Consider the following 26996-nt stretch of genomic DNA (forward strand, 5'->3'; position numbering starts at 1 on the left):
CCCCCTCCCCATAAAGGAGGAAAAACTATCAGACGTTCTGGCCCGGTGGCCTGGTGCCTATAGCGAGTGTGACACACCCGATCCCATCCCGAACTCGGCCGTGAAACCACCCCGCGCCTATGGTACTGTGTCCTAAGACACGGGAGAGTCGGTCGGCGCCAGACCACCAGACCAGAACGTCACATCACACCCTCACGCGGGGTGGAGCAGCCCGGTAGCTCGTCAGGCTCATAACCTGAAGGTCACAGGTTCAAATCCTGTCCCCGCATCCAAACCTCAACAAAACGCCCCAGCCCCCACAGGCCGGGGCGTTCTGGTGTTCATACCACCTCACACTGTGACGCGCGCTCGTCGGCGGAAGGGGTTGCGGATCTTGATCTTGCGCGTCTTCAGCACGCGCGCCGGCGTCCGCATCGCCAGCCTCGCACCCTCCGGACCGCGCTGCAGGTGAAGTGTGCGCTCGTGGAAGGCTTCCAAACCCGGGCGGTGCCCGATCGAGATGAGCGCGCTGTCTGGCAGCTCGTCCACAACCAGCCGCATCATCGCGTCTTGGTTCTCCTCATCGAGCGCAGCTGTCGCCTCGTCCATGAAGATCCAGCGGGGCTTCTGGATAAGGAGCCGTGCGAAGCCCAACCGCTGCTGCTCGCCCAATGACAGCATTTGGTCCCAGCGTCCGTCCTCGTCCAGCTTATCCTCCAGGTGCGACAAGCCCACGCGCGACAGTGCAGCGGACGCCACCTCGTTCGTCACCGTTTCCGGCGGCTTTGGGTAGGACAGCGCGCCTCGCAACGTGCCGAGTGGCAGGTACGGGCGCTGCGGCATGAACATCGTGGCGTCGCGCGGCGGCATGAAGATTTCGCCGCTTCCCCAGGGCCAGATGCCCGCGAAAGCGCGGAACAGCGTGCTCTTGCCGGTGCCGGATTCACCTTTCACCAGCACCCGCTCGCCAGCACGGATCTCCGCTGTCGCCTCGGCGATCACGACCGAGCCGTTGGAGAAGGCCACCTGCACGTCGCGGAAGGCAACGCGCTCCTCCTCGCCTTCCGGCTCCTCCACGCGCACGATCGTCGGCTGATCGGGCTCGGTCACCATCTCCTCGATCACGCGCAGGGATTCGCGGAAGCTCAGAAGCCGCTCCACGCTCGAGCGCCACTCTGCCAGCCGCGGGAAGTTGTCCACGAACCAGTTCAGTGAGGCCTGCACCGAGCCGAAGGCGGAACCAATCTGCATCAGCCCGCCCAATGTGATCGCGCCCGAGAAGTAGGAGGGCGCCGCAACCACGGTCGGGAAGACGGAGGTCAGCATCCCGTAGGCGCTCGTCAGCCACATGAGATTGCGCTGGCTGCGCATGAGGTCGCGCACGGAAGTCGCGACATGCACGAAGGTTTGCACCAACCCGCGCCGCTCGTCGGTTTCGCCGCCGATCAGCGCGATGCCCTCGCTGCTCTCGCGGGCACGCACGAGTGAGAAGCGGAAATCAGCCTCCTTCGCCATCCGCTCCGTGTTCAGGCGCACCATGGGCCGCCCCACGAAAAAGGTGAGTACCGAGCCGATCGTCGCGTAGATCAGCGCCGCCCACACCATGTAGCCGGGGATCGTGATGGCGTGTCCGCCGATCGTCAGGTTCAGCGCGCCCGAAATCGTCCAGAGGATACCGATGAAGGCGCAGAGCATGATGGCGGAGTTGAAGAGGCCCGTCGCGAAATCCACCGCCAGGTCGACGCTCAGCCTCGCGTCCTCCGCGATGCGCTGGTCCGGGTTGTTGCTCTCCCCCGCGCGCTCGAGCTGGTAGTGGCGCGCATTCGTCATCCAGAGATCGAGCAGCCGCTTCGTCAGCCACTCCCGCCAACGCAACTGCACGAGCTGCTTCACATACAGCTGGTAGACCGCCGTTATCATCGATGACCCGGCTAGGCCGAGGAAGAGAACCATCTGCCAGAGGAAGGCGTCGCGGTCGCGGTTCTCCAGCGCGTTGAAGAAGTCGCGGTTCCAGAGGTTGAAGCGGATCTGGATGAGGATCTGCAGCAGCGTCAACGCCAGCAGGCCCGCCCCAAGATACCGCGCGCCTTTTTCCCGCAGGAAAAAACCGCCTGCCAGGCGGAGGAAGGCCATGACCGGTCCCGTCTGGATCTGCGCTGTCCCGGCCGCCGCCTGGGCTGCCGTCTCGTCTCTTTTCGTCTCGCTCACGCCCTGTCCTGCCCGTCCCCGCCCGTCATGCCCGGCACCGTCATGTCCTGATCAGTTGCCGGTTTTCTCTCACCGCGTGCCCCTCACTGCGGCTTGTCCACCGGCGCCGGTAGCGGCTCCAGCTTGTCCGGCGCCTCGCCGATCCGGTCGGCATCAAGTGCCTTGCCCCGGTCCTGCACCTCCGCGCCGCGACCCGAGGCCGCCACCGTCTTACCCACGGAGATGCGGTCGCCCAGCGCCGCCGCAACGCCGGGCGGCACGCGGATCACGGCCCCGCCGTCGAGGATCGCCCCGATCGAGTCGCCCTGCGCCGTCAGTAGCGGTGCCCGCACCGTGCCGGAGACCTCCAATCGGGCATCCGCCGCGTGGAAGGCTGGGAAGGTCCAGGTAGGCCGCTCCACGAAATGCGGTGCCGAGGAGCCGTCCTTCGCCCAGGCCAGCATCGTGATCACCGGCGCCCGCCGCGCGCGGATCCCGTAGACGACGATGCTGTGGCCCGGCGACACCGCCGCCATCATCTCGTCCGCGACATTCTCCGGAAAGATCACCTGAGGCCCCTCGCGGAACAGCAGCCGGTCGGTCTTTCCATCGGGGTTGATGAGGTAGCGGTCGATCACGCCCGTGAAGGAGGGAAGCTGCGTCGGGTCGAACCACAGGCGGCCCGACCCCTCAACCGTTCCCTGAGCCAGAACGGAGCCCCGAAAAGCAACCGGCCCCGCGAGAAAGATCGCGAGGCCGGTCACGCATGCCCTGCGCCGGTTCATGACGCCGTGTCAGATCCAGCCGCGTCCCGCGACGAGGGAGACGAGGAACAGGATGATGAAGATGACGAAGAGGATCTTCGCGATGCCGCTCGCTGCCGAGGCGACGCCACCGAAGCCGAGAACGCCCGCGACGAGCGCGATGATAAGGAAGATGACGGTCCAGTAGAGCATGGTAGATGTCCTTGGAGAGCGATGCGATGCCTCAACGTTGAAGCTCTGGCAGCGGTTGCCGCGCGGCCACGGTCCGTTGCCCTCGCGCTACACCGTTCCGTTCTGTCCCTCAGTCGCGCCGCTCGTAGAAACGGACTGGTTGGCGTTCCCCGCATCATGCGAGGAGGCCCAGTCAGCAAGCTGCCGCTCCGCCTCGTCAGGCCCGACCCCGTAGCGCTCGCGGATCCGCTCCAGCAGCATGTCCCGGTCCCCGCCGGCCTTGCTGATATCCTCCTCGGTCAGCTTGCCCCATTGCTGGCGGATCCTGCCGCCCATGCCCGACCAGTCGCCGGCGAAACGGTCCCAGTCCATCGATGCCTCCCTGTTCCCACCGCCCGCGCACCGCGAGCCCCAGCCCATGCAGCGCGGGCCACCGGCGGAAACGAGCGCAAGGCCCGGCCAGTTGCCCGGCCGGGCCTTCGGTCTCGCGCGGGAAGGAACTTCAGGTCAGCGGAACGCCGCCGGAGACCGCTTGGTAGGTTGCGATGGCCAGCGCCATCGGCTCGAAGGGCTTGCTGATGATGAAGGCCGGCTCCAGCCGGTCCGCCGTCAGCAGACGCTCGGGATAGGCGGTCACGAAGATCACCGGCGTGTCCTGCTCCTGCAGGATTCGCTGCACGGCCGAAATCCCGTCCCCGCCTGGGCCGAGATTCACGTCGGCCAGGATCAGGCCGGGCTTCAGGTCCCGCGCCATGGCCACCGCTTCCATCTCCCCGCTGGCGATACCCACCACGTTGTGCCCGCAGGCCTCCACCAGCTGGCGAATGTCCATCGCGATGATCGGCTCGTCCTCGATCACCATGATGTCCGTGGCCGCGACCGCCCGCAGCGCCTCGCGCGCCGAATCGAGCAGCCGCCGTGCCTCGGGCAGCGGTGTGTCGATCACCTGCGCCGCATCTGTGAGCGAAAGGTCCTCCAGCGACGTCAGCAGCAGAAGCTGGCGCTGCTTGGCGCTGATGTGCTCGCCGGTGCTGTCCGGAACCAGCCGGCTCACCCCGGCAAAGAGGGCGATCTCGACCGGCACGTCGGAGGGCAGGCCGGCGCGTAGCGCCTGCGCCACCAGCGCGTCACCGCGTGCCTGTCCGCCCGTCAGGGCGCGCGCGTAGCGCCGTGCGAAGGGCAGGGTGCGAAGCAACTCCCCCTGCGAGACCGCATTCATCCGTGATAGTCCTCCGAGAGCCCGTCCGGGCCACCCGAATGGCGGGCCGGCGAGTCCATAGATGGGTCCATTGGCCGCCGCGTCCATGCACGATGACCATTCCTGCGCAAAGCCACCCTCTCGATCGGGTTCATGACGAAACAGGACGACCCAGTGGGCGAGGAGTTCCGCCCCGCCCTCATCCGCCTGCTCCCCGATCTCCGGGCCTTCGCACGCTTCCTCGCTCGCGATCCGGCAGCAGCCGACGATCTCGTGCAAGACACATTGCTGCGCGCACTCCGTAACGAGGAGCAGTGGCAGGCCGGCACCAGCCTACGCGCCTGGACCTTCTCCATCCTGCGCAACGCCTGGTTCGAGAACCGCCGCCGCGCGGCGGCGCAGAAGCGCGCCCTTGATCGCGTTCCGGTGGAGGAAGGTGCGCCCGCCGGGCAGGAGCACCGGATGGAGGTGATGGGTCTCGCCCGCGCCATGTCTCACCTTCCGCGCGACCAGCAGGAGGCGCTCGTGCTTGTGGGCGCCCTCGGCTTCTCCGGCGAGGACGCGGCGCGGGTCGCGGGAGTGCAGGTGGGCACTCTCAAGACTCGGCTCTCCCGCGCCAGGAAGGCGCTGGCCGCCCAGTACGGTGGCCCGGAAGAGGAAGGGACAGGTCCAGAGCCTTGAAAATACAGCCCCCGTTTTCGTGAACAAGGATTTGGTAACCTATCTCCAGGGACACGCATTGGTCCGGCGAAGTTCGAGACGAGGGAAAGTCACCATGACGAACACCGCCGCCGAGACCACGATGACCCAGCAGCCCACCCGCGCCACGCATACCGTTGCCGACTTCCACAAGCTGCTCGTCACCACGCTGCCCCGGCTCCGGGTTCAGGCCCTCGCCCTCACTCGCAACCGCTCCGATGCCGACGACCTCGTCCAGGCTGCCGTGACCTCCGCGCTTGCCGCGAAGGACAGCTTCATGCCCGGCACCAACTTCGGCGCCTGGATGTTCCGCATCCTCCGCAACCGCTTCATCTCCGACGTGCGCCGCAAGCGCGAGACGACGGACATCGACGATGTGCCGAGCAGCGCCTTCGCCCGCCCCGGCGCCCAGGAGGACAGCTTGGTGATGCGCGAGCTGCGTGGCCATCTCGGCAAGCTGCCCGCCGAGCAGCGCACCGCCCTGGTGATGGTGACCGTGCAGGGCCTCTCCTACGAGGAGGTGGCGGCCGCCATGGATTGCGCCGTCGGTACCGCCAAGTGCCGCGTCTTCCGCGCCCGCCAGACCCTCCAGCGCTGGCTGACCGGCGAGGAGCGCGGCGTGGAGACCCCGGTGGAGTCCCGTTCTGCCGCTCGCAAGTCCGCCTCTTCCACTCGCGCCGCCCGCCGTCATACTGCGCGCGACGAGAACGGAGTGGGGCACGCGTCCCCTGTCTGAGGATGGACGAGGGTAAGCCAGAGTCGAAAGCGGGGGCCGCTGTGTCGAAGCCCGTGCAGTCCGGCACGAACGGTCGCGGCCAAGCCGCGCCCGAGGCTGCGTTTGACATCTGGCTGCAGCGCGGCCTCCACCAGCTGTTCGACGACGTGATGCGCGAGCCCATCCCAGAAGAGCTGCTGCGCCTGATCGAGCAGGATCGCGGGCAGAGCTGAGACAGGTGCCGGACGATACGTCCCCGTCCGGCGCTGCCGCGGGTCCTGAATTCACCCAATCCGCCGTATCCCAGGGCGCGGTAGGCGCCGCCGAGGGGCAGTTCCCTGCCGGGGCCGCCCACAACGCGCCCGCCGGCTGGTTCCGCCGCTGGCTTGCCACCGTGCTCGGCGGAATTCGTGGCCGGATGATCGTGCTGCTGATGGTGGCCGGCATTCCTGTCGCCTCCATTGCCATCACCAATGCCCTGCAGGACCACCGCGCCGCCCTCGCCGAAGGGCGGCGCGCTGTGGAGAGCTTCCGCACGCTGATGGCGGTGCGCTACGGCGCGGCCCTCGGTGCCGCCGAGTCGCTCCTCGCTGCCCTGGCGCGCGAGGATCCGCGCGCGACCGATGAGCCCAAGGCCTGCAACCCCGCCCTTCGCCGCGTGATCGACCTGCATCCCGGCGATGTCGGGGAGATCGCGCTCATCGTTCCCGGCTCCCTCCCGCTCTGTGGCTCCATCCCGGCAGGCGTCGATCTGGCTGGCCTGATGAACGAGGCCCTTGAGGCGGGAAGCCCCGTCTACGGCGGCTTCCTGCCTGGCGGCAGCGCGCGCCTGCCCGTGCTGCCGGTGGTGGTGCCCGGCGCGGGCTCGATCATAGGTGGCCAGCCCGCCGGCAGTCCCGCGCCGAGCCCCGTGGCCAACCCGGGCGGCACCTGGGCTGTTGCCGGCACGGTAGCACTCCGCGACTTCTCGCCTCTCTCCGCGGGTGGCGGAAGGGAGGGTGGCGGCCTCGTCTGGCTGGTGGACCGCGATGGCCGCATCCTGGCCCCCGGTGGTGCCGGCGGTCCGGCCCTCGACCCCTCGATGCTGGAGCGGCTGGATGACGGCGGCCAGGTGGTGGACGGCCTTAATGGTAATTTCGCCTATGCCAGTGCCCGCCTGAATCCAGGTCTCCGCCTCATTGTCGCACAGCCCGTCGGCGTTGTGCGGGAGGCGGCGCGCACCGTCCTCATCCAGCGCGTCATGGAGTTGGCGACCTTCCTTGTCGCCTGCCTCGCCGCCATCGTAGTGGGCGCGGACCTCGCCATGGTGCGGCCGCTGCGCCTGCTCTCAGTCCGCGTACGTGGCTGGCGACCGGGCGCCGCCTTCCGTGTCAGCCCCGCCGGCACCGAGCCGCGGGAGGTGCGGGCAGTGGAGCAGGCCTTCAGCGAGGCCGCCGCCGCCCTCGCCCGGCGGGAATCGGACCTGCGCGCGGCCCTTGAGCAGCGGGATGCCCTGATGGGCGAGATCCACCACCGCGTGAAGAACAACCTTCAGATTGTCTCCTCGCTCCTCAACCTCCAGGCCGGCCGGATCGGAGACCCCGCGGCAACCGCCGAGTTCCTCGCCGCCCGCAACCGCGTGCGGGCGCTGGCGACGCTGCACCGCCACCTCTACATGCAGCACTCCTTCGAGACGGTCTCGCTCGTCCCCTTCCTGACCGAGCTGACGAACCAGCAATTCTCGTCCCATAACGAATCGCCGGGCGAGCGCCTCGCGCTGCGGCTGGAGGTCGCGGACATCGCCATCTCCACCGATCAGGCGGTCTCCCTCTCGCTCCTGGTGACCGAGGCCGTGGGCAACGCCGTGGAGCACGCCTTTCCGGACGATATGCGCGGCACCATCCGCCTCAGCCTGTCGGAGGAGGGCGGCACGGTCACGCTGGTCATCGGCGACGACGGCATCGGGATCCCCGACCGCAAGGAACGTCCCCGCGGCCTCGGCATCCAGCTCATGGAGGGCTTCGCCAAGCAGCTCGGCGGCCCACTCACCGGAGGGCGCCGGTCGCCGGAGGAGGGCGGGGGCACCTGCTGGACGGTCCGCTTCCCCATCCGCGACAACCATCCCCCGCGCACGATGTCGGGCTGAGAAAGGGGAGGGGGGCTGCCCTCGCCGCGCGCTCGCCCCAACTTTCCGGATGCGCAACCCTCCCCTGGCAGCCGCGCAACCCCGCCCCAGGGGGCGCGTTGCCCCCCCGACCGAACCATGTCCCGAGGAGAGTATTGATGAGCGAGAACACCGACGCCGGTAAGACCTTCGACCAGGCCTCTGCCGCTGTGAATGACGCGGTCGGCAGCGTGGGCGAGCAGCTTGCGGCGCTTCGCAAGCAGGTCGAGGAACTCCTCGCCGACCGCCAGAAGTACATGTCCCAGGCGATGGACGCCGCCGAGGGCTATGCTGCCCGCGCGACCGACGCCACCCGCGTGCAGTACGAGGCCGTGACCGACCGCGTGCGCGAGCGCCCGGGCCAGTCCCTGCTGATCGCCGCCGGCGTCGGCTACATCCTCGCCCGCATCCTCGGCCGCTGAAGGGGCGGGGCGCGATGCGGACCTTCAGCCTGGTCGGCATGGCGGCGCAGGCGGAAGGCCGGCGCCTAAAGGCGAAGGCAAGCGCCACCGCCACCCGGATCGGCTTCTATGTCGGCGCCGGCGTGATGGGGCTCGCGGCCTTTGCGATGCTACACGTCCTCCTGTTCCACACCGCGCTGCTCTATTTCGGGCCGATCGTCTCCGCGCTGGTGGTGCTGGTGCTCGATCTCGTGGTCGCTGGCATTCTTGTTCTCCTCGCCTCCCGCAAGGCCACCCCGCGGGAGGAGATGGAGGCGCAGGCCGTGCGCAACGTGGCGTTGCAGGGCGCGGCGCAATCCGCGGTTGCCGGCTTTACCACCCAGGCGGCACCGCTGGTGGCGGTGGCGGGAATCGCCATCGCCGCCCTCTGGCCGAAGCTCTGGGGCAACCGCCGGGCCTGAACCGCGGCCCGGACGCCGCCGAGCACGAGAGAAGAAAGGCGTCTTCCCCGGGAAGGCGCCTTTTTCGTTGCGGGTAGTGGCATCCTCGGGGTGTCATCTATCTGTCATATAAGTGCAACGCAGGCGTCGCCGGTGGTGCCTAGAAGGCGCGCGCCGGTCCCCACCCCTTGGGGCAGGCACGGAACCTTCGGAGATCACGCCGTGATCCAGCGCCGCATCGCTCTCGCCAGCCTCGCCACCCTTGCCGCCGGGCGCTTCCTGCCCGCCCTGGCCCAGGCTCCCGCCCAGGTGACGGGCGCCGGCGCCTCCTTCCCGAACCCCGTCTACCAGCGCTGGGGCGAGGGGGCGAAGGCGGCCGGTATCGAGCTGAACTATCAGTCCGTCGGCTCTGGCGCGGGCATCAACCAGATCCGCAACCGCACCGTGGACTTCGGCGCCTCCGACGCCCCGCTGACCCAGCAGCAGCTCACCGAGGGCAACCTCATGCAGTTCCCCTCGGTCATGGGCGCGGTGGTCGCCATTGTGAACATCCCCGGGGTCGCCGAGGACCAGCTCCGCCTGACCGGCGAGCTGCTGGCCGACATCTATCTCGGCAAGGTCAGCAAGTGGAACGATCCTCGGATCGTCGAGATGAACGCAGGCGTCACCCTGCCGAACCTGGCGATCGCCCCCGTCTACCGGGCCGATGCCTCGGGCACGAGTTTCGTCTTCACCTCCTACCTGGCGGCCGTCTCGGAGGAGTGGAAGTCGAAGGTCGGCGCCGGCACCTCGGTGCGCTGGGGCACGGGCGCGGGCGCCCGCGGCAACGAGGGCGTGGCGGGCACGGTCCGCAACACCCGCGGCGGCATCGGCTATGTCGAGAACGCCTATGCGAGCACGAACAAGCTCGCGACCGCGCAGCTCCGCAACAAGGCCGGCCAGTACGTGAAGCCGACGATGGAGACCTTCCAGGCCGCGGCCTCGAACGCCGACTGGACCGTGCCGGGCTTCGCCGCCAGCCTCGTGGACCAGCAGGGCGCCAATTCCTGGCCGATCGTCTCCCCGACCTTCATCCTGCTGCCGACCAACCCGACGGATATCGCCCGCACCCGCGCGGTGCTGCGCTTCTTCGACTGGGCCTATAAGAATGGCGGCGAGCTCGCCCGCAGCCTCGAGTACATCCCCCTGCCCGAGAACGTGCAGAACGCCGTCCGCGCCGCCTGGGCGGGGATCAAGGTGAACGGGCAGGCCGCTTGGCCGGTCTGATCGGACGGTCCAGCAGCCCCAGCCCAACCTGACAAGGAGCCCCGCGTGGCCCAGGTCGTCATCGCCGATGCCGCCGCCGCCGCCCCGCCCCGCCCCGCGACCAAGCGGGGCGCGGGCACGGGCGACGTCATCTTCGCGGGCCTCTGCCGGGCCGCCGCCGTGCTCGTCCTGGTCCTGCTCGGCGCCATCATCGTCGAGCTGTTCCTGGGCGGCCTGCCGGCCTTCCGGGCCTTCGGTGCCGCCTTCCTGACCTCCACGGAGTGGGACCCGGTCAGCGACATCTACGGCGCGGGCGTGTCGATCTATGGCACGCTCCTCACCGCCATCCTCGCCCTCATCCTCGCGGTGCCGCTTGCATTCGGCATCGCCTTCTTCCTCACGGAACTCGCGCCCGACTGGCTGCGGGGCCCGGTCGGCACCGCGATCGAGCTGCTCGCCGCCGTGCCCTCCATCATCTTCGGCATGTGGGGCTTCTTTCTCATCGTGCCGCTGATGGCCGGCACCGTGCAGCCCGCCATCATCGACACGCTCGGCGAGCTGCCCCTGGTCGGCGATCTTTTCCAGGGGCCGCCCTTCGGCACCGGCCTCTTCACCGCAGCCCTGATCCTCGCGATCATGGTGCTGCCCTTCATCGCCGCCACGATGCGCGACGTCTTCCTCCAGGTCCCCGGCGTCTACAAGGAGAGCGCCTACGGCCTCGGCGCCACCCGGTGGGAGGTGATGCGGCGCGTGGTGCTGCCCTATACCCGCATCTCGGTGGTCGGCGGCATCATGCTCGGCCTCGGCCGCGCGCTCGGCGAGACGATGGCGGTCACCTTCGTCATCGGCAACGCCAACCGCATCGCCACCTCCGTCTTCGGGCCGGGCAACACCATCGCCTCCCTCGTGGCACTGGAGTTCGGGGAGAGCGCGGCGGGCAGCCTCAAGCTCGCCTCCCTCCTCGCCCTCGGCTTCATCCTCTTCGTCATCTCCTTCGGGGTGCTCGCGCTCTCGCGCTGGCTGCTCCGCGCCCGCACGGGGAGCTGAGCCCGATGTCCGCCACCACCGCTTCCTCGATCCCGGGCCGCCCCAAGGACCTTCGCGCTTCCGCCGCACTCGGCCGCAGGCGGGCGCGGATGGATGCGACGATCCGCACTCTCTGCACCCTCGCCACTCTGCTCGGCCTGCTCTTCCTCGTATCGATCCTCGCCACCCTCATCTGGAAGGGCGCGAGCGGCCTCTCCTTTCGCGTCTTCACCGACGTGACGAAGCCGCCGGGTTCGGGCGGCGGGCTGTTGAACCCGATCGTCGGCAGCCTCATCCAGGTTGCGCTCGGCACCCTCGTCGGCACGCCCATCGGCCTGCTGGTCGGTACCTATCTCGCGGAATACGCGGGCAACTCGCGTCTTGGGAACGTCGTCCGCTTCGTCTCGGACGTGCTGCTCTCCGCGCCCTCGATCCTCATCGGCCTCTTCGTCTACCAGTTCCTCGTCCTGCCCTTCGGCGGCTTCTCCGGCTGGGCGGGGGTGGTCGCGCTGGCCATCATCGTCATCCCCGTCGTCGTCCGCACGACGGAGGACATGCTCCGCCTCCTGCCCAACACGCTGCGTGAGGCGGTGATCGGCCTCGGCGCACCCAAGTGGAAGATGATCGTCCTCGTCTGCTGGCGGGCCGCGGTCTCGGGCATCCTCACGGGTGTGCTGCTGGCGGTCGCCCGCATCGCCGGCGAGACGGCGCCGCTGCTCTTCACCTCGCTGGGCAACCTCAACTGGTCGGTGAACCTCTCCCAGCCGATGTCGAGCCTGCCGATCACCATCTACTCCTACGCGGGCTCGCCCTATGAGGACTGGATCACCCTCGCCTGGACCGGCGCCCTGGTGATCACCCTCGGCGTGCTCGGCCTGAACATCGTCGCCCGCGCCGTGCTGCGCGCCCGCGGATAGGAAAGACCATGAACCAGACCACCGGGGACCAGACCACCGGCAGCGCCGCCCCCAGCGCCGGCACCCTGAACCCGATGCCGGCGAATGCCGCTCAGGCCGGCCTTGCCGCGCAGAAGGTGGGCGCCACGGCCCAGGCGGCTGCGCAGTCCTCCTCCGGCAGCTTCGGCGGCATGGCCGTGCGCTCGACCGCCGGCATGAACCCTGCCCGCATCGCCATTCGTGACCTCGACTTCTTCTACGGCACGAACAAGGCGTTGAAGGGCATCTCCCTCGACCTGCCGGACCGCCAGGTTACCGGCATGATCGGCCCCTCGGGCTGCGGCAAATCCACCCTGCTGCGGATCCTGAACCGCATGTACAGCCTCTATCCCGGCCAGCGCGCCGAGGGGCAGGTGATGATGGATGGCGAGAACATCATCGACCCCGCCCTCGACCTGAACGCGCTCCGCGCCCGCATCGGGATGGTCTTCCAGAAGCCCACGCCCTTTCCGATGACGATCGCCGAGAACATCGCCTTCGGCATCCGCCTGCACGAGAACCTCAACCGCGCCGAGATGGCCGAGCGCGTGGAATGGGCGCTCACCCGCGCCGCCCTCTGGCCCGAGGTGAAGGACCGGCTGAACAGCTCCGCCATGGGCCTCTCGGGCGGCCAGCAGCAGCGCCTCTGCATCGCCCGCACCATCGCGGTGCGGCCGGAGGTTATCCTCTTCGACGAGCCGACGAGCGCGCTCGACCCCATCAGCACCCTCAAGATCGAGGAGCTGATCGACGAGCTGAAGCGCGACTTCACCATCGCGATCGTCACGCACAACATGCAGCAGGCCGCCCGCTGCGCCGACCAGGTGGCCTTCTTCTACCTGGGCGAACTGGTGGAGGTGGCGCCCGCCGCCGACCTCTTCACCGCGCCGCGCCAGAAGCGCACCCAGGAATACATCACCGGCCGCTTCGGCTAGGGCAGGGGAGCGAGCCATGGACCAACACCCGGACCGACAGGCGGATCGCACCGTGAAGTCCTACGAAGAAGACCTCCGCCGCCTCCGCGAGTTGATCGCCCGCATGGGCGGCCTCGCCGAGCGCCAGGTGGCCGACAGCGCCTACGCGCTCGTCCGCCGCGACTCCGAACTCGCCGGCGAGGTGGTCGGCCGGGATGCCCCGATCGACGCGCTGGAGCGCGAGGTGGACAGCTTCTGCGTCCGCCTCCTGGCGCTGCGCCAGCCCATGGCCGGCGACCTCCGCTTCATCATCGCGGCGCTCAAGATCAGCCAGGACATCGAGCGCATCGGCGACTACGCCCGCAACGTCGCCAAGCGCGCCATCATCGTCTCCGGCCAGCCCTTTCTCGGCGGCGTCAACGGCTTCCAGTGGATGGCGCAGATGGTCCAGCGCAACCTGAAGGACAGCATCGACGCCTTCCTGCGCGAGGACGCGGAGCTGGCCGAGCGCGTCTGGGCCGCCGACGCCCCGGTGGACGACATCTACACCGGCATCTTCCGCGAGATGCTCACCCACATGATGGAGGACCCGCGCAACATCACCGCGGCCACTCACATGCTCTTCATTGCGAAGAACTTCGAGCGCATCGGCGACCACGCGACGAACATCGCGGAGACCGTGCACTACGCCGTGCGCGGCGCCGTGCTGCCGGAGGACCGTCCGAAGGCGGACATCTCCGCCGACCTGCCGCCGACACCGGGGGCCTGAGGAGTTGGGGATGAGATCGGCGTCGCTCCCCGAGCACCAGCGCCCGACCATCCTCGTGGTGGAGGACGAGGCGCCGCTCCTCACCCTGCTGCGCTACAACCTCGAGAAGCAGGGCTTTCGGGTCGAGGAGGCGACGGACGGGCCGGAGGCGCTGATCCGCGTCGCCGAGGCCAAGCCCGACCTCATGCTGCTCGACTGGATGCTGCCGGCCATGTCCGGCCTCGAGGTCTGCCGCCAGCTCCGCCGCCGCCCCGAGACGCGCGACCTGCCGATCATCATGGTCACCGCCCGCACCGAGGAGGCCGACGCCGTCCGGGCGCTCGACACAGGCGCAGACGACCACATCGGCAAGCCCTTCACGATCGAGGCGCTGCTGGCCCGAATCCGCGCCCTCATGCGCCGGGCCTCGGGGCCGGCGACCAAGGGCGCCCTGACTTGGCAAGACATCTCCATGGACCAGGACGCCCACCGCGTGACGCGCGCGGGCCGAAACCTCCATCTCGGCCCCACCGAGTACCGCCTGCTGGAGTTCTTCCTCCAGCACCCCGGCCGCGTCTTCTCGCGCGAGCAATTGCTGGACGCCGTCTGGGGCCGCGACATCCATGTCGAGTTGCGCACGGTGGACGTTCATATCCGCCGCCTCCGCAAGGCCGTGAACGGCGATGCGGAGGGCGACGTGATCCGCACCGTCCGCAGCGCCGGCTACGCGCTCGACGTCGAATAGGCCGGGCCTCCCCCCTGTTCCCGTCCCGACTGCCGCCCTAGGCTGCCCACCGCAACGGGGGATGGACAGGCGTGCAGGGGCCGGAGTCGGACATCGCGGCGATGCGACACGAGATGCCGCCCGCCGTGGAAGCGGTCCCCGCCCTGCTTGACCAGTTGGAGGCCTTCGCCGAGGCCAGCGCCCTCTCGCCCCGCAATGCCCAGCACCTCGTCCTCGTGGCGGAGGAGCTGGCCGCGAATGTCGCCATGCACGCCACCGGCGCCACCCGCCTGCTTGTGGAGGTCCGGCGCGAGGGCCCGGCCCTGCACCTCCTGGTCGAGGACGACGGACCCGCCTTCGACCCCCTCTCCGCCGCCGCCCCGGACCTCGAATCCGGGGTGGAGGAGCGCGACCTGGGCGGTCTCGGCGTGCATTTCCTCCGCACCCTCGCGCGGAACGTCAGCTACGAGCGCCGCGGGGGCCTCAACCGCGTCACGGCCCTTCTGGACGCCGGCTGAGCCCAGGCGCCACAATCGCCGCGCATTCGTCACCCGACCGCCGCCGCACCCGGCCGCCGGTCCGACAGGGAAGACCCAGCGCCATGCAGATCACCGAGCACAAGGAAGGCGCCCTGACCGTCGCGGCCCTCGACGGCCGCCTCGACACCGCGACCGCCCCGGCGACGGAGGAGAAGCTCGTCGCCCTGCTCGAGGGCGGCGGCGTGGTGGCGGACATGTCGGGGGTTCGCTACGTCTCCTCCGCCGGTCTGCGCGTGCTTCTGAAGGCCGCGAAGCAGGCCCGGACCAAGGGCGTCCCATTCTCCGTCTGCGGCCTGCAGCCCGCCGTGCAGGAGGTCTTTGAGATCTCCGGCTTCGACAAGATCATTCCGTCCCACCCGACGCGCGCCGCGGCGCTCGCGGGCGGCTGACCACCCTTTCCGAGGATCGGGGCCGTGCCGCCGGGCGCCGCCGAGGCGCCGCCGCAGGCAGCGGCCGGCGCCTCCGCGCGCGGCCTCCTGCCGGAGGCGGCGGAGCAGGCGCTGTCGCGGCTCGCCGGTCTCGCGCCCTCCCCCGTGCTGCGCCGGCGGTTGGAAGGCGCGGCGCCCCTTCTCGCCGCCCTGGCCCCGCTACCCTCGGACGCCCCCCTCTCCCTCCTCGATTCGCCCTCCTGGGCCGCGCTGCTCGATGCCGTGACAGTGCAGGAGACCCGCCTCTTCCGCGCCGCCTCGCAGATCACCGCGCTTGCCGACCGGTTGCCCTCGCTACCCGGCCCGCCTCGCCTGCTTTCCGCCGGCTGCGCGACGGGGGAGGAGGCCTGGACGCTCGCCGTCCTCGCGACCGAGGCGGGACTTCCGGCGGAGGTCATCGGAATCGACCTTTGCCGCCCCGCCCTCGCCGCTGCCGCCGCGGGACGGTACGGTGCCGGGCCACCGGATGCGCTGCGCGAGGTGCCGCCCGACTATCGCCCCTATTTCCGGCGCTGCGGCGACCTGATCGAGCCGCTGGCCCCGGCGCCCCGCTTCCGCCGCGCCAATCTCCTCGACCTGCCGGAGGATCTGGGCCTCTTCGGCGCGATCCTCTGCCGCAACGTGCTCATCTACCTCCTTCCCGGAGCGCGGGCCGAGGTGATGCGCGGCCTCGTCGAGCGGCTGCTGCCCGGCGGCCTGCTGCTGCTCGGCCCCACCGACGCCCCAGGCCCCGAGCTGCCCCTCCGACCCGAGCCCGGCGCCTCCGGCACTTGGCGCCGGAGATGAGGCCGGGACATACGACTTCCGCAGGTCTGCGGGCCGGAGGCCGAGTCTACCGGCTGCCGGAGGGTGCCTCCGCCATGGCGGCCCCGATCCTCCGCCCCCTCCCTGGCGGTGGTGGCGGGCTGCTTGTCGGGCTGCTCGGCGCGAGTGCGGTGCCGGCCTGGGTATTGCCCGGCGCCGCTCGACCGGCGGCCGCCTGGGTACTGGTGCCAGAGGCCGAGGGCGCCCTGCTCCTTGGCGGGGATGCCCTGGTCGAGCCCCCGTCCGGCGCCCCTCTGGCTCCTTCGCCCGCCTACCCGCCCGCGCGCCTGCGCCTGTCCCAACCGGAAGAGGCTTCCGGCCCCACTGTGCCGGCGGAGGCCACCGCGCGAGGCGGCTTCCGCCTCTCCCTGCCGGGGCCGGTCCCTGCCGCACTCGACTTGCCCTTCGGCGCCCTTTCCCGCCTGCTTCCCATGCCGCTGCTCCACCCGGCGCCCGACGCGCCGCCCGAGGCGCTCGGCCTTGCCTGGACCTCCGTTGGGCCGGTCCTCGTCCTCGATCCCCGGCCCTTCGGCGGCGACGCGGGGGAGGCGCCGCTCCTCGCCGTGATGCTCTCCGCCGGCCGGCAGCTCGGCCTGCCCTGCCGGGCCGCCACCCCTATGACCGCCGCGCCCGCGCTGCCGGCGGCCCTCGCGCGCCCCGCGCTTCTCGCGGCTGCCCCTCTCGCGCGCGTGCCCGAACCCGCGCGGGAGGTGCCGCGCCGCCACGTCCTCCTGGCCAGCGCGGGCGCCGCCGGCTTCGCCCTTCCGCTGGAGGAGGTGGCCGCCGTCCTGCCCCCGCAGGTTCCGCGGAACGGCGGTGGCGCGCCCGTGGCCGGCATCGTGGCGCATCGCGGCGACGTGCTGCCCGTGCTCGATGCCGGCGCGCGGCTGGGCCAGGGGCCCGTCCTCGGGCATGGGCGGCCGCAGCCGCTGCTTCGCCTGGCCGGCTCCAGCCCCGCGGCGCTCGCCGTCTCCGCCGTCTCTGGCCTGCGCGCCGTGCCGGAGGCCGACATCGCCCCCGTGGCCGGGGAGGGGCTGGTCGTCGCCGTCCTGCACCTCGACGGCAAGCCCACGCCCCTGCTGAGCGCCCGCGCGCTGGCGGAAGTCCTCGCGAGGGGGCGCGCTGCATGACCCGCGTCCTCGTCGTAGACGACTCCGGCTTTATGAGAATGGCGCTGCGCCGCATCATCGAGGCGGAGGGCGACCTGAAGGTGGTGGGCGAGGCCAGCGAGGCCGCCGCCGCCCTCGAGCTCGCCGGCCGGCTCCGCCCGGACGTCGTGACGATGGACCTCGAGATGCCCGGTCTCGACGGTATCGAAGCTACCCGCCGCCTCGTCGCCCTGCCGGATCCGCCGGCGGTGGTGATGGTCAGCCATCACACGCGGGACGGTTCGGCCAACGCGCTCGCCGCCCTCGGGGCGGGGGCGGCGGACGTGCTGTGGAAGGGCTCCTCCCTCGGCAGCCTCGACCTCGCCCAGATCGACCGCGACCTGCGCGGCCGCCTCCGCCACTGGGCGGGGCAGCGCCCAGCGGCCGCGCGCGCCGCCCCGCCACTCCACGTGCCCACCGCCACCGGGCCGGCCAGCAACCTGCCCGGCGCCACCGACGTCGTCCTCCTCGCCGCCTCCACCGGTGGGCCAGAGGCGCTGGAGGCGCTGTTGTCCGCCGCCGGTCCCCTCGCGGTGCCGGTTGTCATCGCGCAGCACATGCCCCCCGACCTCAGCCCCGACCTCGCCCGTCACCTGGCTGCCCGCAGCGGGCTGCCGGTGGTGCTCGGCACCCACGGCATGCCGCTCGCGGCGGGAACGGTGGCCGTGATCCCCGGCGGCACCGACGGGCACCTCGCCCGCGCCGTCGGGGGCGGCTTCGTGTTGCGCCTCGGAAGGGGGGAGGGGGTGGTGCATCCTTCCGCCGACACCCTCTTCCGCTCCGCTGCCCTCGTCGCGCGTGGGGCGGTCGGCATCGTCCTCACGGGCATGGGGCGAGACGGCGCCGCCGGGGCGGCGGCGCTGCGCGAGCGCGGCATGGCGGTGCTCGTTCAAAGCCCCGAAAGCTGTGTTGTCGCGGGAATGCCCGGCGCCGTGATCGAGGGCGGCCTCGCCACCGGCACCGGCACCCCTGCCGCCCTCGGCGCCCGCCTGCACGCCCTGACCACCCCGCGCGCGGCAGGCCGCATCCTGGGAAGCACCGCGTGAGCGGCGCCCTCGACCCCGAGCTCCTCGCCCTGCTCCTTCCCGAATGGGAAGCCGCGACCGCGAGCCTCGCCGCCGCAACGGAGGAGCGCGACCGCCGCCGCGCGCTCGACGCACTGCGCGGCATGGCCGCCGGCGCCGGGATCGCCTCCCTCACCGCTGTCCTGCGCGCCCTCGACCCGCTGCCCGAGCCCTTCGACGCGCCGGCGACGGCCGCCGCCCTTGCCGCCCATGCCCGCGCGGTCGCCGCCGCCGGCCACGACCTGCCCTTCGCCCCGCCGGGACCCGCTCCCATCCGTACCCTCGTGGTGGACGACAGCGCGATGATGCGCCGCCTCCTGCGGGAGGCGCTCTCCGCCGATGCCGCCTTCACCGTGGTGGCCGAGGCCGCCGATGGCGGCGAGGCCCTCGCCCGCCTGGCCGAGCACGCGCCCGACCTCACCCTGCTCGACATCGAGATGCCCGTGCTCGACGGCTTGGCCGTGCTGCGGGAATGGGCGCTGCGCGGCGGCGGCGCCGTGGTCGTCGTCTCCTCCGCCGCGGTGCCGGGCGGCGAGGTCGCGGTGGAGGCGCGGCGGCTCGGCGCCAGCGCCGTCGTTGGCAAGCCCTCCGGCGCCTTCTCGCCTGACCTCGGCGAGCGCCAGGGCGAGACCATCCGCCGCGCCGCCCGCCGCGCCGTCGGGCTGGCCCAATGATCGACGACGCCGCCCTCTGGGAGGGCTTCGCCGCCGAGACGGAGGAGCATCTCGACACGATCGAGCGTCTCCTCTCGGCCCCGGGCGTGGCGGGGGAGGGGGTGAACACCCTCTTCCGCGCCTTCCACAGCCTCAAGGGCATGGCCTCCGTCCTCGGTGCCGGCGGCATGCGCGATACCGCCCATGGCTGCGAGGACCTGCTCGGCCTCGCCCGCGCCGGCCGCCTCGCTGTCGCCGGCCGCGTGGCGGAGGGGCTGATGGCGGCCGTCGATTCGCTTCGCGGCCTCCGGGCGCGGGTGCTCGAAACCCATGCTGACGCCCCGGCCGACCCCGCGCTCCTCCGCCGCCTCGCCGGCCTCGGCGAAGCCACCTCCGCGCCGGCCCCCAGCCCGGCCGTTGCGCCGCCCGTCCTTTCCGACCCTCTCCTCGGCGCCTTCGCCTCCCGCTGCGCGGCCGCCGCCCCGGGCCTTGCCGCCCTGGCGGCAAGCGCGGACCCCGCCGCGCGCGCCGAGGCCGCGGAACTCGCCGCCGGCGCCCGCCTGATCCGCCTCCCTGCCCTTGCGGAATCTCTGGACCACCTGGCCGAATCCGCGGGCACCCCCGCCGCGCTCCCCGCTGTCGGCCGCCTCCGCCGTCGCCTTGCCCTTCTTGGTGCCCGCGCCGAGGAAGCGGCCGGGGCCGAGGCGATCCCGCCCGCCGTACCCGCGGAGGCGGCGGCGCTGTTCGACACCGCCGGCCTTTCCACCCGGGCGGCCGCCCTGGCCGATCCTCCAGGCGGGCACCCCGCCCTTGCCGCGGCGGCGCGGGAAGCTGCCGCCGCCGCATGCGCCCTCGGGCAGGAGCGCCTGGAGCGCACCCTCCTCGCGCTCGAGGATCTCGCCGACCGTGCGGCCGACCCCGATGCGGCCGCCCTCCTCGCCACCCGCGGCCCGGCCCTGGCAGAGGCGATCCGCGAGGCCGGGAAGGGGCCCGCGCCGCTCGCCGGCTCCGCGGTGGCCGATCCCCGCATCCCCGAGGGGTTTCTCCCTCTCCTCAGCGAGACCGCCCGCGCTCGCGCCGCCGCCGCCCTTGAAGCGGGGGCCCGCCTCTATGTCGCACGCCTCGCGATGGGGCAGGGGGAGGCGCTGGAGGCCGCGATCGCCGACGCGCTGCGCCCGGAGGCCGATATCCTGGGCAGCCGCACGCTGCCCGGCGCCAGCCCGCCCCTGCTCGAACTCCTCCTCGCCAGCGGCGCGGAACTCGAAGCTCTCTCGCGTGCCGCGACGGCGGCCGACCCCTCCCGCCGCGTCCTCCTCTCCCTCTCGGCCGCTGAGGAGGAGGCCTCCCACGCCCCCGCCACCTCCTCCGGCGGCACCATGCGCGTCCGCCAGGAGACGATCGACGGCCTCATCTCCCTCGAAGCCGAGGTCCGCGCCGCCTCCCTCTCCCTCGCCGAGGCCCTGCGCGAGAGCGCGCCCCGCGCCGCCATCGCCCGGCTCGGCGTGCTGGCCGGCCGGCTGGAAGGCGCCGCCGGGCGGGAGCTGACCGAGTTGGCCGACCATCTTCGCCGCTTCGAGGACGCGCTGGAGGAGGCGGAGGGCCGCCTGTCCTTCTCGCTGCGCCGGCTGGACGAGGCGGTCATGGAACTCCGCGTCGTTCCTATCGGCACCCTCTTCGCGCGCCTGCCCCGCGTCGCCCGCGCCGTTGCCCAGCCCGCCGGCAAGGAGGTCGAGGTGGTGCTGGAGGGTGAGGATGTCGCGATCGACCGCTCCCTCGTGGAACTCCTGGCTGACCCTCTCCTCCACCTCGTCCGCAACGCCGTGGACCACGGGATCGAGCCGCCGGAGGAACGCCGTGCGGCCGGCAAGCCCGCCCGCGCCCTGCTGCGAATCTCCGCGGCCCGCCGGACGGGCGGGATCCGTGTCCGTGTCTCGGATGACGGCCGCGGCATCCACCACGACCGCGTCCGCGCCCGCGCCGTGGAGCGCGGCCTGGTGGCGCCGGCCGATGCTCCGGGTCTCTCCCCCGCCGCCATCGAGGCGCTGCTCTTCCGCCCCGGCTTCTCCACCGCCACCGCCGTGACCGAGACCTCCGGCCGTGGTGTCGGGCTGGACGTGGTGCAGGACGCCGCACGCCGCGCCGGCGGCACCCTGGAAGTCGCGAGTACTCCCGGCCGCGGCACGAGCTTCACCCTCCGCCTGCCGCTCACCGCCGCCACTCTCTCCGTCCTGCTCGTCCTGGTCGGCGGCCAGCCCTATGCCCTGCCGGCGTCGAGGGTCGACTCGGTTCTGGAAGGGGAGGGCGACGGCCGCGCCGTCCTGCCTCTGGCCCCGCTGCTCGGCCTGCCCGGCGTGGCCACGGGGGCGGTGGTGGTGGTGCGCGCATCCGGCGGTGCGCTGGCGCTCGGCGTAGACCGGGTGGAACGCCGCGCCGATATCCTCCTCCGCCCGCTGCACCCTGCGATCGCCCGCCTGCCGGGCGTCGGCGGCGTCGGCATCCTGGGGAATGGCGATCCGGTGCTGCTTCTTGAACCCGATGGGCTGGCCGGGGAGGGCTAACTACCCATGGCGGGCCCGCCACGTGACCAGGAAAAAGTTGTGCGGCCTTAAATGTGATTCCCATTGCTCGCGATTATGTGATCACTTGAGCTTGAAAGTTCACTCAAGGGCAGCTTCACATGTCCGGCCGATCTCCGCTTCTTGCCTGGCGCGACCCTGTCGCGGCACACGCGAACGACAATTCCGGCTCCGCTACCGTCTTCGCGGCGGGCGGGCGTGTTTCGGTTTCCTGCTCCCTAGCGCCCAACCCGCTCTGGCAGGGGCCGGGCGCCGTGATCGGCATGGGCGTGCGGGACGGCCGCCACGGCCTTGGCGTCGTGCGGGCTGTCGGCGGGGAGGCCGAGAGCAGTGACGCCGCCCTCGACCCCGAGGTTCTCTGCCGGCTTCTCGTCCATTACGGCGTCTGGCTCGGCTTCGACGGTGAGGCCGAGACCCTGGAGATGGGGGAACTGCGCCGCCTTCCAGTGCCGGTCGGCGTGCCTGGCCGCGTGGAGTATCGCCTGGACCTCCGCCGGATCGGGCGCCGCGCACAGGTTCTCACCGCCGACGGTACCATCCTCATCAACGGTCGCCCCGCCGCCACGGTGGAGGGTCTTTCGGTCGCCTTCCGCGCGCCGGAGCCCTATGACCGCCGCACCGCCAGGACGGTGATGTCGTCGGCCTGAGCCGCGCCGCCCGCGAAGCCCGACACCGCCCCCAGCACAGCCTCAACCAACGCCCGCGGCATGGCGCCGGCAACTGGCCGCAGCGCTTCCGCCAGTCTTTCCCGCCCGAAGAAGCGCTCCCCTCCGTCCTCCGCCTCGGTCACGCCGTCGGAGAAGAGGAACAGCGCCTCCCCGGCGGCCAGTGCCAGCGGGTCGGAGCGGTAGGGGAAGCCCTCCATCGTCCCCAGCGGCGGCTGGCGGGACAGGCCCTCCAGCACCCGCACCTGCCCGTCGCGCAGGAGAAGCGGCGATTCGTGCCCGGCCAGGGCGATCCGCCCCGTGCCATCAGTGGCGTCCAGCACCGCCAGCACCACCGTCACGAAGGTCTGGCTCTCGTTCTCCCGCGCCAGGTCGTCGTTCGCCCGCGCGAGGATCGCCGCCGGGTCCGGCACCGCGCCCCCTTCTGAGAGCAGCGCTGCGGTGGAGCGGATCAGCCCCGTCGTCCGCGCCATGGTCAGCCCCGCCGGCGCACCCTTGCCCGAGACATCGGCGACGCAGGCCAGCAGAAGGGAGGGGCCGAGCCTGAGCGCGTCGTAGAGGTCGCCCCCCACCTGCCGCGCCGGGATCATCGCCGCGTGTAGGGAAAGCCCCGCGGGCGCGATCCCCGCGAAGTTCCGCGGCACGAGGTCGAGCTGCGCGGCCCGTGCGCTCTCCAGCTCCGCCTCCAGCGCCGCCAGCCGCTGGTCGGCCAGGTCCCGCAGCCGCTTCTTCTCCAGCACCGCGCCCAGCCGCGCGCGCAGCAGGGGCGGGTCGAAGGATTTCGGCAGGTAGTCCTCGGCCCCCAGCTCGATGCAGCGGACGATCCCCTCCATCTCCGTCAGCGCGGAGATGACGATCACCGGCGGCGCCGCCCCGCGCGCCGCGTGCAGCGTTTCCAGCACGCCGATACCGTCGAGGCGCGGCATCTCGAGGTCCAGCAGCACGATGTCGAAGGAGCCTGCCTCGATGGCGGCTAGCCCCTCCACCCCGTCCGTCGCCTCCGTGATGCGGGAATAGCCGAGCTCCGCCAGCCGCTTCTTCAGCACCAGCCGGTTGAAGGAGGAATCCTCCACGACGAGGATCGAGACGCTTCCCGGATCGACGAGCCCCGGCTCGGCTGCAACCGCTACCTCGCTCAAGCCCCGCGCCCCCCGCCGACGGCCAGGCTCTCCACCACCCGGCGTGTGTCGCTCGCCAGGCGGGAGAGGTCGATCATCGTCACCGTGATCTCCTCGGCCGCCGTCGCGTTGGACTGGCCGATGCGGGTGAGCGTCGCCACCCGCTCGCCCAGTCCCGCGATGGTCGCCTGCTGCTGCTCCATGGCGACCGCGATCGCCCCGGAAAGGCGCGCGCCCTCGGCGACCAGGTGCTCCAGCCCGTCCATCGCCTCGCCCACGGCGGCAGCGGTGCCGCTGCCCTCCCTCGCGCGTCGGCCAGCCACGAGCACCACGTCCGCGATCTCCTGCGCGAGGTTCTCGGTGGAGGCCGCGAGCGCACGCACCTCCTCCGCCACCACGGAGAGTCCCCGCCCGTGCTCTCCGGCCCGCGCCGCTTCGATGGCGGCGTTGATCGCGAGGATGTTCGTCTGCGTCGCGACCTTGGCGATGGTGGCCGCGATCCGCGTCACCCGCTCCGTGTCCTCGCCCACCGCGTCCACGAGGCCGATCAGGCCGTTCACCTTCGCCAGATTCTCCGCCACCACCGCCTTTGCCCGTGCCGACTGGTCGCGCGCGAGCGCCGTCGAGCGCGACACGTCCGCGATGCCGTCAGTCGTCTGCGCCAGCGCCTCGGCCGTCTGCCTCAACTCCGAGAGCTGGGTCATGGCCCCGTCGCTCACCTGCCCGATGGCGTCCGAGGCCTGGGTGGTGGCGACCGCCGTGCGCCGCGCGTTCTCCAGCGCCTGCTCCGTCAGCGCCCGCGCGGCGAGGAGGCTGCCCTTGAACACGAGCACCGCCCGCGACATCTCGCCCACCTGGTCCGCCCTGTCCGAATCCGGCACGGGCGTGTCGAGCTGGCCGGAGGAGAGGCGGTCCATCGCCCGCGCGATCCGGCCCACCGGCCGCGCGATCAGCCGCATGAGCACGAAGAGGATGAGGGCGCAGCCCGCCACCCCCGCCGCGCCGACGCCGAGGATGACGCTGCGCGCCTGGGCGCTCACGGCATGGGCCTCCTCCAGCGTCTGTGCGTTCCGCTCCTGCACCACCCGCCGCGCCGCGTACATGAGCCCGTTGAAGGCCGAGAGCGCGTCCAGCCATTCCTCCTGCAGGGCGCCGAACTCGGCGCGCCGGTTGCCCGAGAAGGCAGCCCGCACCCCCTCCGTCAACGGCACCAGCCGCTCCGCCATGTCCCGCGCGCCGCCGAGCACCACGGGGTCGATCGCGGGGCCGAGGCGCCGCTCGATCTCGGCGAAGGATTCGCGAATGAGGTTGCCGCTGCGCACCATCCTTCCTGCTGCCGGCACCGGCTGCAGCACGCCTGCCAGCACGCTCGCCATGCCCGAGGAGAAGTCGGCGATCTGGGCACCGAAGCGGTCCACCGCCGCGTCCGCCTGCTGGTCCTGCCCGCCCATGCGCTCGATGATGGCGATCTGCCGCTCGCTCAGCAGAAGGGCGCTGCCGGTCAGCAGCCCGACCACGGCCAGCATCAGCAGGGCGATCATCGCCGCGCGCGTGCCGATGCGCCCCGCGAAGGCGCGGATTCGCCCGGGCGGCGCTGTGCCGACCGGCCTCGATCCGCCCGCCGTGGATGGGCGCGTCCCGTCAGCCGGCGGGATGGCGCGCTCCCCGGCCTGATCGCCGGGCGACGGGGCCTGGGGTGCAATGTCCATGGGGGCGGAGGCTACCCCTCCGGTGCTCGCCGTCACAAGCGGTGGCGCAACGTTGCGCGGCAACGGCCCGCCCGGATTTGCCCTTCCGGCCCCTCCCGGCGATGCTGCCCTCCCCGCCGCCGGCAAGGTGCCCGGGGAAGGACCCGGAGACGCCAATGCCCGACTACCCCTTCACCGCCGCCGACCTCGAGGCGCTGCGGGCCTGGGACACCCCCACGATCTGCAACGCGCTGGAGATGGTGGCCCCGCACCGGCGCGGCCACGGCTTCACGCTCCGCCAACTGGTCCCGGCCAGCACCACCCTGCCGCCGATCTGCGGCCTGGCGCGCACCGGCACCATCCGCGCCGCCGCCCCCTCCGGCCGCGCAGCCGAGGTGGATCGCGCCGCCCGCATCGGCTGGTACGAGTACGTGGCCGAGGCCGCGATGCCGACCGTCGTCATCCTTCAGGACCTCGACGACACCCCCGGCACCGGCGCCTTCTGGGGGGAGGTGAACACGAACATCCACAAGGCCATCGGCGCCCAGGGCTGCGTCACCAATGGATCCATCCGCGACCTCGACATGATCGCTCAGGGCTTCCAGCTCGTGGCGGGCTCGGTGAACCCCTCCCACGCCTATGTCCACATCGTGCAGTACGGGCAGGAGGTGACGGTGCACGGCATGGCCTGCCACCACGACGCGGTGGTGCACGCCGATCGCCACGGCGCCGTGGTGATCCCGCACGACGCCGTCACGAAGATCCCCTCCGCCATCGAGCTTCTCTCGCGGCGGGAACGGGTGATCCTCGACCTCTGCGCCTCCCGCGAGTTCACCGTGGCCGCCCTGCGCGACGCGCTCTCGCGCGCCGACGAGATCCATTGAGCGCCCCTGCCGAAGGCGCGGCCCAGGCCACGCCGCCGCTCACCCCCGCCGCCGCGGAGGTGATGCGGACCATCCACGGCACCGACATCTATGCCGGCTTCACGCCGACGCGCCCGCTCGACCTGCAGGGCTGGAACGGCCTGCACCCTGCGCTTGTCCAGGCGGTGGAGGCATCGAAGCCCCGCCTTGCGCTCGATATCGGCGTCTGGAAGGGCCAGTCCACCGCCTTCCTGGCCGAGGCGATGCGGCGCGTGCGGCCCGATTCCGCCCTTATCTCCATCGACACCTTCCTCGGCAGCCACGAGCACTGGAACCGCGACCGTCCGGACCGGATTATGGAGAGCATCGGCCTCGTCCACGGCTGGCCGTCACTCTACTGGCAGTTCCTCTCGAACATGGTCCTCAGCGGCCATGCCGAGCGCGTGGTGCCGCTGGCGCAGACGAGCGACAACGCCGCCGTCATCCTCGCCCGCCTCCGCCTGCACCCCGACCTCGTCCATATCGACGCCGCGCACGAGTACGATCCCGTGCGGCGCGACATCGAGAACTACTGGGCGCTGCTCAAGCCCGGCGGCATCCTCATCGGTGACGACTATCCCTGGCCCGGGGTGAAACAGGCCGCGGACGAGTTCGCCGCGAAGCACGGGCTGGAGATGAAGGTCGAGAATCCGAAATGGATCATCCGCAAGCCCGCGTGACACGCCCCGTCCTGGCGCGGGTCCGCCCGGAATGGGTGGACCACTACGGCCATATGAACGTCGCGCCCTATGTGACGGTCTTCGACATGGCGACCGACGCGCTCTGGCCGCAACTCGGCCTGGGCGAGCCCTTCGTCGCACGCGGCCTCGGAACCTTCGCGGCCGAGAATTGGGTGGCCTACCGGCGCGAGGTGCGGCTCGACGATCCGCTGGCCGCCGAGAGCGAGGTGCTCGCCCATGACGAGAAGCGCCTCCTCATCCGCCACCGCCTGTTCCACGCCGGGGAGGGATTCGAGAGCGCCCGCTGCGAGCTGCTCTTCCTCTGCGTGGACCTCTCGCTGCGGCGCGTGAGCCGATGGCCGGAGGAGACGCGGGGCGCCTTCGCCGCCGCGCCCCCAGGTCCGCCGCCCGAGCGCCTGGCACTCCGCCGCGCCTGATCCGC

At 71.6% G+C, this 26996-nt stretch carries 30 protein-coding genes, 1 tRNA gene and 1 rRNA gene; 25 read left to right on the plus strand and 7 right to left on the minus strand.

Annotated elements, in window-relative coordinates; translation table 11 throughout:
• Positions 1 to 49: 49 nt before the first annotated feature.
• Together rrf and BO39_RS14935 are read left to right on the plus strand one after the other, a co-directional pair.
• Positions 50 to 164 (plus strand): 5S ribosomal RNA (gene rrf, locus BO39_RS14930).
• 31 nt (positions 165 to 195) lie between these two features.
• Positions 196 to 272: transfer RNA gene (locus BO39_RS14935), tRNA-Met, on the plus strand.
• Between the two features lie 58 nt (positions 273 to 330).
• Here the strand turns inward: BO39_RS14935 and BO39_RS14940 are convergent.
• From BO39_RS14940 to BO39_RS14960, 5 genes are all read right to left on the minus strand, one after another.
• Complete coding sequence (locus BO39_RS14940; protein ID WP_156963696.1) at positions 331 to 2187, minus strand: ABC transporter ATP-binding protein/permease; 1857 nt, start codon at positions 2185 to 2187, stop codon at positions 331 to 333.
• Positions 2188 to 2270: 83 nt separating this feature from the next.
• A complete protein-coding gene (locus BO39_RS14945) occupies positions 2271 to 2930 on the minus strand; it encodes a hypothetical protein (protein ID WP_043834750.1) in 660 nt (219 codons plus the stop codon).
• Between the two features lie 30 nt (positions 2931 to 2960).
• Entirely contained in the window at positions 2961 to 3122 is a 162-nt protein-coding gene (locus tag BO39_RS31115; protein WP_043834752.1) for a DUF1328 domain-containing protein, read from the minus strand.
• 87 nt (positions 3123 to 3209) lie between these two features.
• Positions 3210 to 3473 (minus strand): CsbD family protein, encoded by a 264-nt coding sequence (locus BO39_RS14955; RefSeq protein ID WP_211257461.1) that lies wholly within the window; start codon positions 3471 to 3473, stop codon positions 3210 to 3212.
• Positions 3474 to 3603: 130 nt separating this feature from the next.
• A complete protein-coding gene (locus BO39_RS14960) occupies positions 3604 to 4320 on the minus strand; it encodes a response regulator (protein ID WP_043834754.1) in 717 nt (238 codons plus the stop codon).
• Positions 4321 to 4452: 132 nt separating this feature from the next.
• On the opposite strand from BO39_RS14960, the gene BO39_RS14965 reads away from it, so the two are divergent.
• The 20 genes from BO39_RS14965 (at position 4453) to BO39_RS15060 (ending at position 22148) form a co-directional block, all read left to right on the plus strand.
• On the plus strand, positions 4453 to 4980 hold the full coding sequence (locus BO39_RS14965) for a sigma-70 family RNA polymerase sigma factor (RefSeq protein ID WP_043834757.1): 528 nt from the start codon (positions 4453 to 4455) through the stop codon (positions 4978 to 4980).
• 121 nt (positions 4981 to 5101) lie between these two features.
• Positions 5102 to 5734, plus strand: coding sequence for a sigma-70 family RNA polymerase sigma factor (locus BO39_RS14970; RefSeq protein ID WP_052402165.1), 633 nt, complete (start codon positions 5102 to 5104; stop codon positions 5732 to 5734).
• A 53-nt stretch (positions 5735 to 5787) separates the two neighbouring features.
• Entirely contained in the window at positions 5788 to 5946 is a 159-nt protein-coding gene (locus BO39_RS33645) for a NepR family anti-sigma factor (protein WP_375373048.1), read from the plus strand.
• A 5-nt stretch (positions 5947 to 5951) separates the two neighbouring features.
• Entirely contained in the window at positions 5952 to 7838 is a 1887-nt protein-coding gene (locus tag BO39_RS29985; protein WP_156963697.1) for a sensor histidine kinase, read from the plus strand.
• A 137-nt stretch (positions 7839 to 7975) separates the two neighbouring features.
• Entirely contained in the window at positions 7976 to 8278 is a 303-nt protein-coding gene (locus tag BO39_RS14985; protein WP_043834761.1) for an ElaB/YgaM/YqjD family protein, read from the plus strand.
• Positions 8279 to 8292: 14 nt separating this feature from the next.
• Entirely contained in the window at positions 8293 to 8718 is a 426-nt protein-coding gene (locus BO39_RS14990) for a hypothetical protein (RefSeq protein ID WP_043834763.1), read from the plus strand.
• 201 nt (positions 8719 to 8919) lie between these two features.
• On the plus strand, positions 8920 to 9963 hold the full coding sequence (gene pstS / locus BO39_RS14995) for a phosphate ABC transporter substrate-binding protein PstS (RefSeq protein WP_084698132.1): 1044 nt from the start codon (positions 8920 to 8922) through the stop codon (positions 9961 to 9963).
• Positions 9964 to 10008: 45 nt separating this feature from the next.
• A complete protein-coding gene (pstC, locus tag BO39_RS15000; protein WP_084698133.1) occupies positions 10009 to 10989 on the plus strand; it encodes a phosphate ABC transporter permease subunit PstC in 981 nt (326 codons plus the stop codon).
• Between the two features lie 5 nt (positions 10990 to 10994).
• Entirely contained in the window at positions 10995 to 11885 is an 891-nt protein-coding gene (pstA, locus tag BO39_RS15005; RefSeq protein WP_043834764.1) for a phosphate ABC transporter permease PstA, read from the plus strand.
• Positions 11886 to 12055: 170 nt separating this feature from the next.
• On the plus strand, positions 12056 to 12838 hold the full coding sequence (gene pstB, locus BO39_RS15010; protein ID WP_043835008.1) for a phosphate ABC transporter ATP-binding protein PstB: 783 nt from the start codon (positions 12056 to 12058) through the stop codon (positions 12836 to 12838).
• 16 nt (positions 12839 to 12854) lie between these two features.
• Entirely contained in the window at positions 12855 to 13586 is a 732-nt protein-coding gene (phoU, locus tag BO39_RS15015; RefSeq protein ID WP_043834767.1) for a phosphate signaling complex protein PhoU, read from the plus strand.
• A gap of 10 nt (positions 13587 to 13596) precedes the next feature.
• Positions 13597 to 14310, plus strand: coding sequence for a phosphate regulon transcriptional regulator PhoB (phoB, locus tag BO39_RS15020; RefSeq protein ID WP_043834770.1), 714 nt, complete (start codon positions 13597 to 13599; stop codon positions 14308 to 14310).
• 71 nt (positions 14311 to 14381) lie between these two features.
• Positions 14382 to 14807: an ATP-binding protein gene (locus BO39_RS15025; protein WP_052402126.1), complete on the plus strand. Its 426-nt coding sequence runs from the start codon at positions 14382 to 14384 to the stop codon at positions 14805 to 14807.
• Between the two features lie 83 nt (positions 14808 to 14890).
• On the plus strand, positions 14891 to 15217 hold the full coding sequence (locus BO39_RS15030) for an STAS domain-containing protein (protein ID WP_043834772.1): 327 nt from the start codon (positions 14891 to 14893) through the stop codon (positions 15215 to 15217).
• 24 nt (positions 15218 to 15241) lie between these two features.
• Positions 15242 to 16042 carry a CheR family methyltransferase gene (locus BO39_RS29990; RefSeq protein ID WP_052402127.1) on the plus strand — a complete coding sequence of 267 codons (801 nt, stop codon included), beginning with the start codon at positions 15242 to 15244 and terminating at the stop codon, positions 16040 to 16042.
• 74 nt (positions 16043 to 16116) lie between these two features.
• A complete protein-coding gene (locus BO39_RS15040; RefSeq protein ID WP_043834774.1) occupies positions 16117 to 17190 on the plus strand; it encodes a chemotaxis protein CheW in 1074 nt (357 codons plus the stop codon).
• Positions 17187 to 18254 (plus strand): chemotaxis protein CheB, encoded by a 1068-nt coding sequence (locus BO39_RS15045; protein WP_052402128.1) that lies wholly within the window; start codon positions 17187 to 17189, stop codon positions 18252 to 18254. Before BO39_RS15040 ends, BO39_RS15045 begins: the two co-directional genes overlap by 4 nt.
• A complete protein-coding gene (locus BO39_RS29995) occupies positions 18251 to 18946 on the plus strand; it encodes a response regulator (RefSeq protein ID WP_052402129.1) in 696 nt (231 codons plus the stop codon). Before BO39_RS15045 ends, BO39_RS29995 begins: the two co-directional genes overlap by 4 nt.
• Complete coding sequence (locus BO39_RS30000; RefSeq protein WP_052402130.1) at positions 18943 to 21483, plus strand: chemotaxis protein CheA; 2541 nt, start codon at positions 18943 to 18945, stop codon at positions 21481 to 21483. The genes BO39_RS29995 and BO39_RS30000 overlap by 4 nt, the downstream gene beginning before the upstream one ends.
• A gap of 119 nt (positions 21484 to 21602) precedes the next feature.
• Positions 21603 to 22148: a hypothetical protein gene (locus BO39_RS15060; protein WP_043834776.1), complete on the plus strand. Its 546-nt coding sequence runs from the start codon at positions 21603 to 21605 to the stop codon at positions 22146 to 22148.
• Here the strand turns inward: BO39_RS15060 and BO39_RS15065 are convergent.
• Both BO39_RS15065 and BO39_RS30005 read right to left on the minus strand, forming a co-directional pair.
• A complete protein-coding gene (locus tag BO39_RS15065; protein WP_052402131.1) occupies positions 22106 to 23305 on the minus strand; it encodes a PP2C family protein-serine/threonine phosphatase in 1200 nt (399 codons plus the stop codon). The genes BO39_RS15060 and BO39_RS15065 overlap by 43 nt on opposite strands.
• Positions 23302 to 24993: a methyl-accepting chemotaxis protein gene (locus BO39_RS30005; RefSeq protein WP_052402132.1), complete on the minus strand. Its 1692-nt coding sequence runs from the start codon at positions 24991 to 24993 to the stop codon at positions 23302 to 23304. The genes BO39_RS15065 and BO39_RS30005 overlap by 4 nt, the downstream gene beginning before the upstream one ends.
• Positions 24994 to 25148: 155 nt before the next feature.
• On the opposite strand from BO39_RS30005, the gene BO39_RS15075 reads away from it, so the two are divergent.
• From BO39_RS15075 to BO39_RS15085, 3 genes are read left to right on the plus strand one after another with little or no spacing between them, the layout of a single operon-like run.
• Complete coding sequence (locus BO39_RS15075; protein ID WP_043834778.1) at positions 25149 to 25856, plus strand: RraA family protein; 708 nt, start codon at positions 25149 to 25151, stop codon at positions 25854 to 25856.
• Positions 25853 to 26554: a class I SAM-dependent methyltransferase gene (locus BO39_RS15080; protein WP_052402133.1), complete on the plus strand. Its 702-nt coding sequence runs from the start codon at positions 25853 to 25855 to the stop codon at positions 26552 to 26554. Before BO39_RS15075 ends, BO39_RS15080 begins: the two co-directional genes overlap by 4 nt.
• Positions 26551 to 26991 (plus strand): acyl-CoA thioesterase, encoded by a 441-nt coding sequence (locus tag BO39_RS15085; RefSeq protein WP_169742767.1) that lies wholly within the window; start codon positions 26551 to 26553, stop codon positions 26989 to 26991. Before BO39_RS15080 ends, BO39_RS15085 begins: the two co-directional genes overlap by 4 nt.
• Positions 26992 to 26996: the final 5 nt, after the last annotated feature.

The sequence above is a fragment of the Roseomonas aerilata DSM 19363 genome (genome assembly GCF_000711725.1).
Taxonomy (GTDB): Bacteria; Pseudomonadota; Alphaproteobacteria; order Acetobacterales; family Acetobacteraceae; genus Roseomonas; species Roseomonas aerilata.

Coding starts and splice junctions, on each gene's coding strand:
- BO39_RS31115 (WP_043834752.1), bottom strand. CDS start 3,122: ATGCTCTACTGGACCGTCATCTTCCTTATCATCGCGCTCGTCGCGGGC.
- BO39_RS14955 (WP_211257461.1), bottom strand. CDS start 3,473: ATGGACTGGGACCGTTTCGCCGGCGACTGGTCGGGCATGGGCGGCAGG.
- BO39_RS14960 (WP_043834754.1), bottom strand. CDS start 4,320: ATGAATGCGGTCTCGCAGGGGGAGTTGCTTCGCACCCTGCCCTTCGCA.
- BO39_RS14965 (WP_043834757.1), top strand. CDS start 4,453: ATGACGAAACAGGACGACCCAGTGGGCGAGGAGTTCCGCCCCGCCCTC.
- BO39_RS14970 (WP_052402165.1), top strand. CDS start 5,102: ATGACCCAGCAGCCCACCCGCGCCACGCATACCGTTGCCGACTTCCAC.
- BO39_RS14985 (WP_043834761.1), top strand. CDS start 7,976: ATGAGCGAGAACACCGACGCCGGTAAGACCTTCGACCAGGCCTCTGCC.
- BO39_RS14990 (WP_043834763.1), top strand. CDS start 8,293: ATGCGGACCTTCAGCCTGGTCGGCATGGCGGCGCAGGCGGAAGGCCGG.
- pstA (WP_043834764.1), top strand. CDS start 10,995: ATGTCCGCCACCACCGCTTCCTCGATCCCGGGCCGCCCCAAGGACCTT.
- pstB (WP_043835008.1), top strand. CDS start 12,056: ATGGCCGTGCGCTCGACCGCCGGCATGAACCCTGCCCGCATCGCCATT.
- phoU (WP_043834767.1), top strand. CDS start 12,855: ATGGACCAACACCCGGACCGACAGGCGGATCGCACCGTGAAGTCCTAC.
- phoB (WP_043834770.1), top strand. CDS start 13,597: ATGAGATCGGCGTCGCTCCCCGAGCACCAGCGCCCGACCATCCTCGTG.
- BO39_RS15030 (WP_043834772.1), top strand. CDS start 14,891: ATGCAGATCACCGAGCACAAGGAAGGCGCCCTGACCGTCGCGGCCCTC.
- BO39_RS15040 (WP_043834774.1), top strand. CDS start 16,117: ATGGCGGCCCCGATCCTCCGCCCCCTCCCTGGCGGTGGTGGCGGGCTG.
- BO39_RS15045 (WP_052402128.1), top strand. CDS start 17,187: ATGACCCGCGTCCTCGTCGTAGACGACTCCGGCTTTATGAGAATGGCG.
- BO39_RS30000 (WP_052402130.1), top strand. CDS start 18,943: ATGATCGACGACGCCGCCCTCTGGGAGGGCTTCGCCGCCGAGACGGAG.
- BO39_RS15060 (WP_043834776.1), top strand. CDS start 21,603: ATGTCCGGCCGATCTCCGCTTCTTGCCTGGCGCGACCCTGTCGCGGCA.
- BO39_RS30005 (WP_052402132.1), bottom strand. CDS start 24,993: ATGGACATTGCACCCCAGGCCCCGTCGCCCGGCGATCAGGCCGGGGAG.
- BO39_RS15075 (WP_043834778.1), top strand. CDS start 25,149: ATGCCCGACTACCCCTTCACCGCCGCCGACCTCGAGGCGCTGCGGGCC.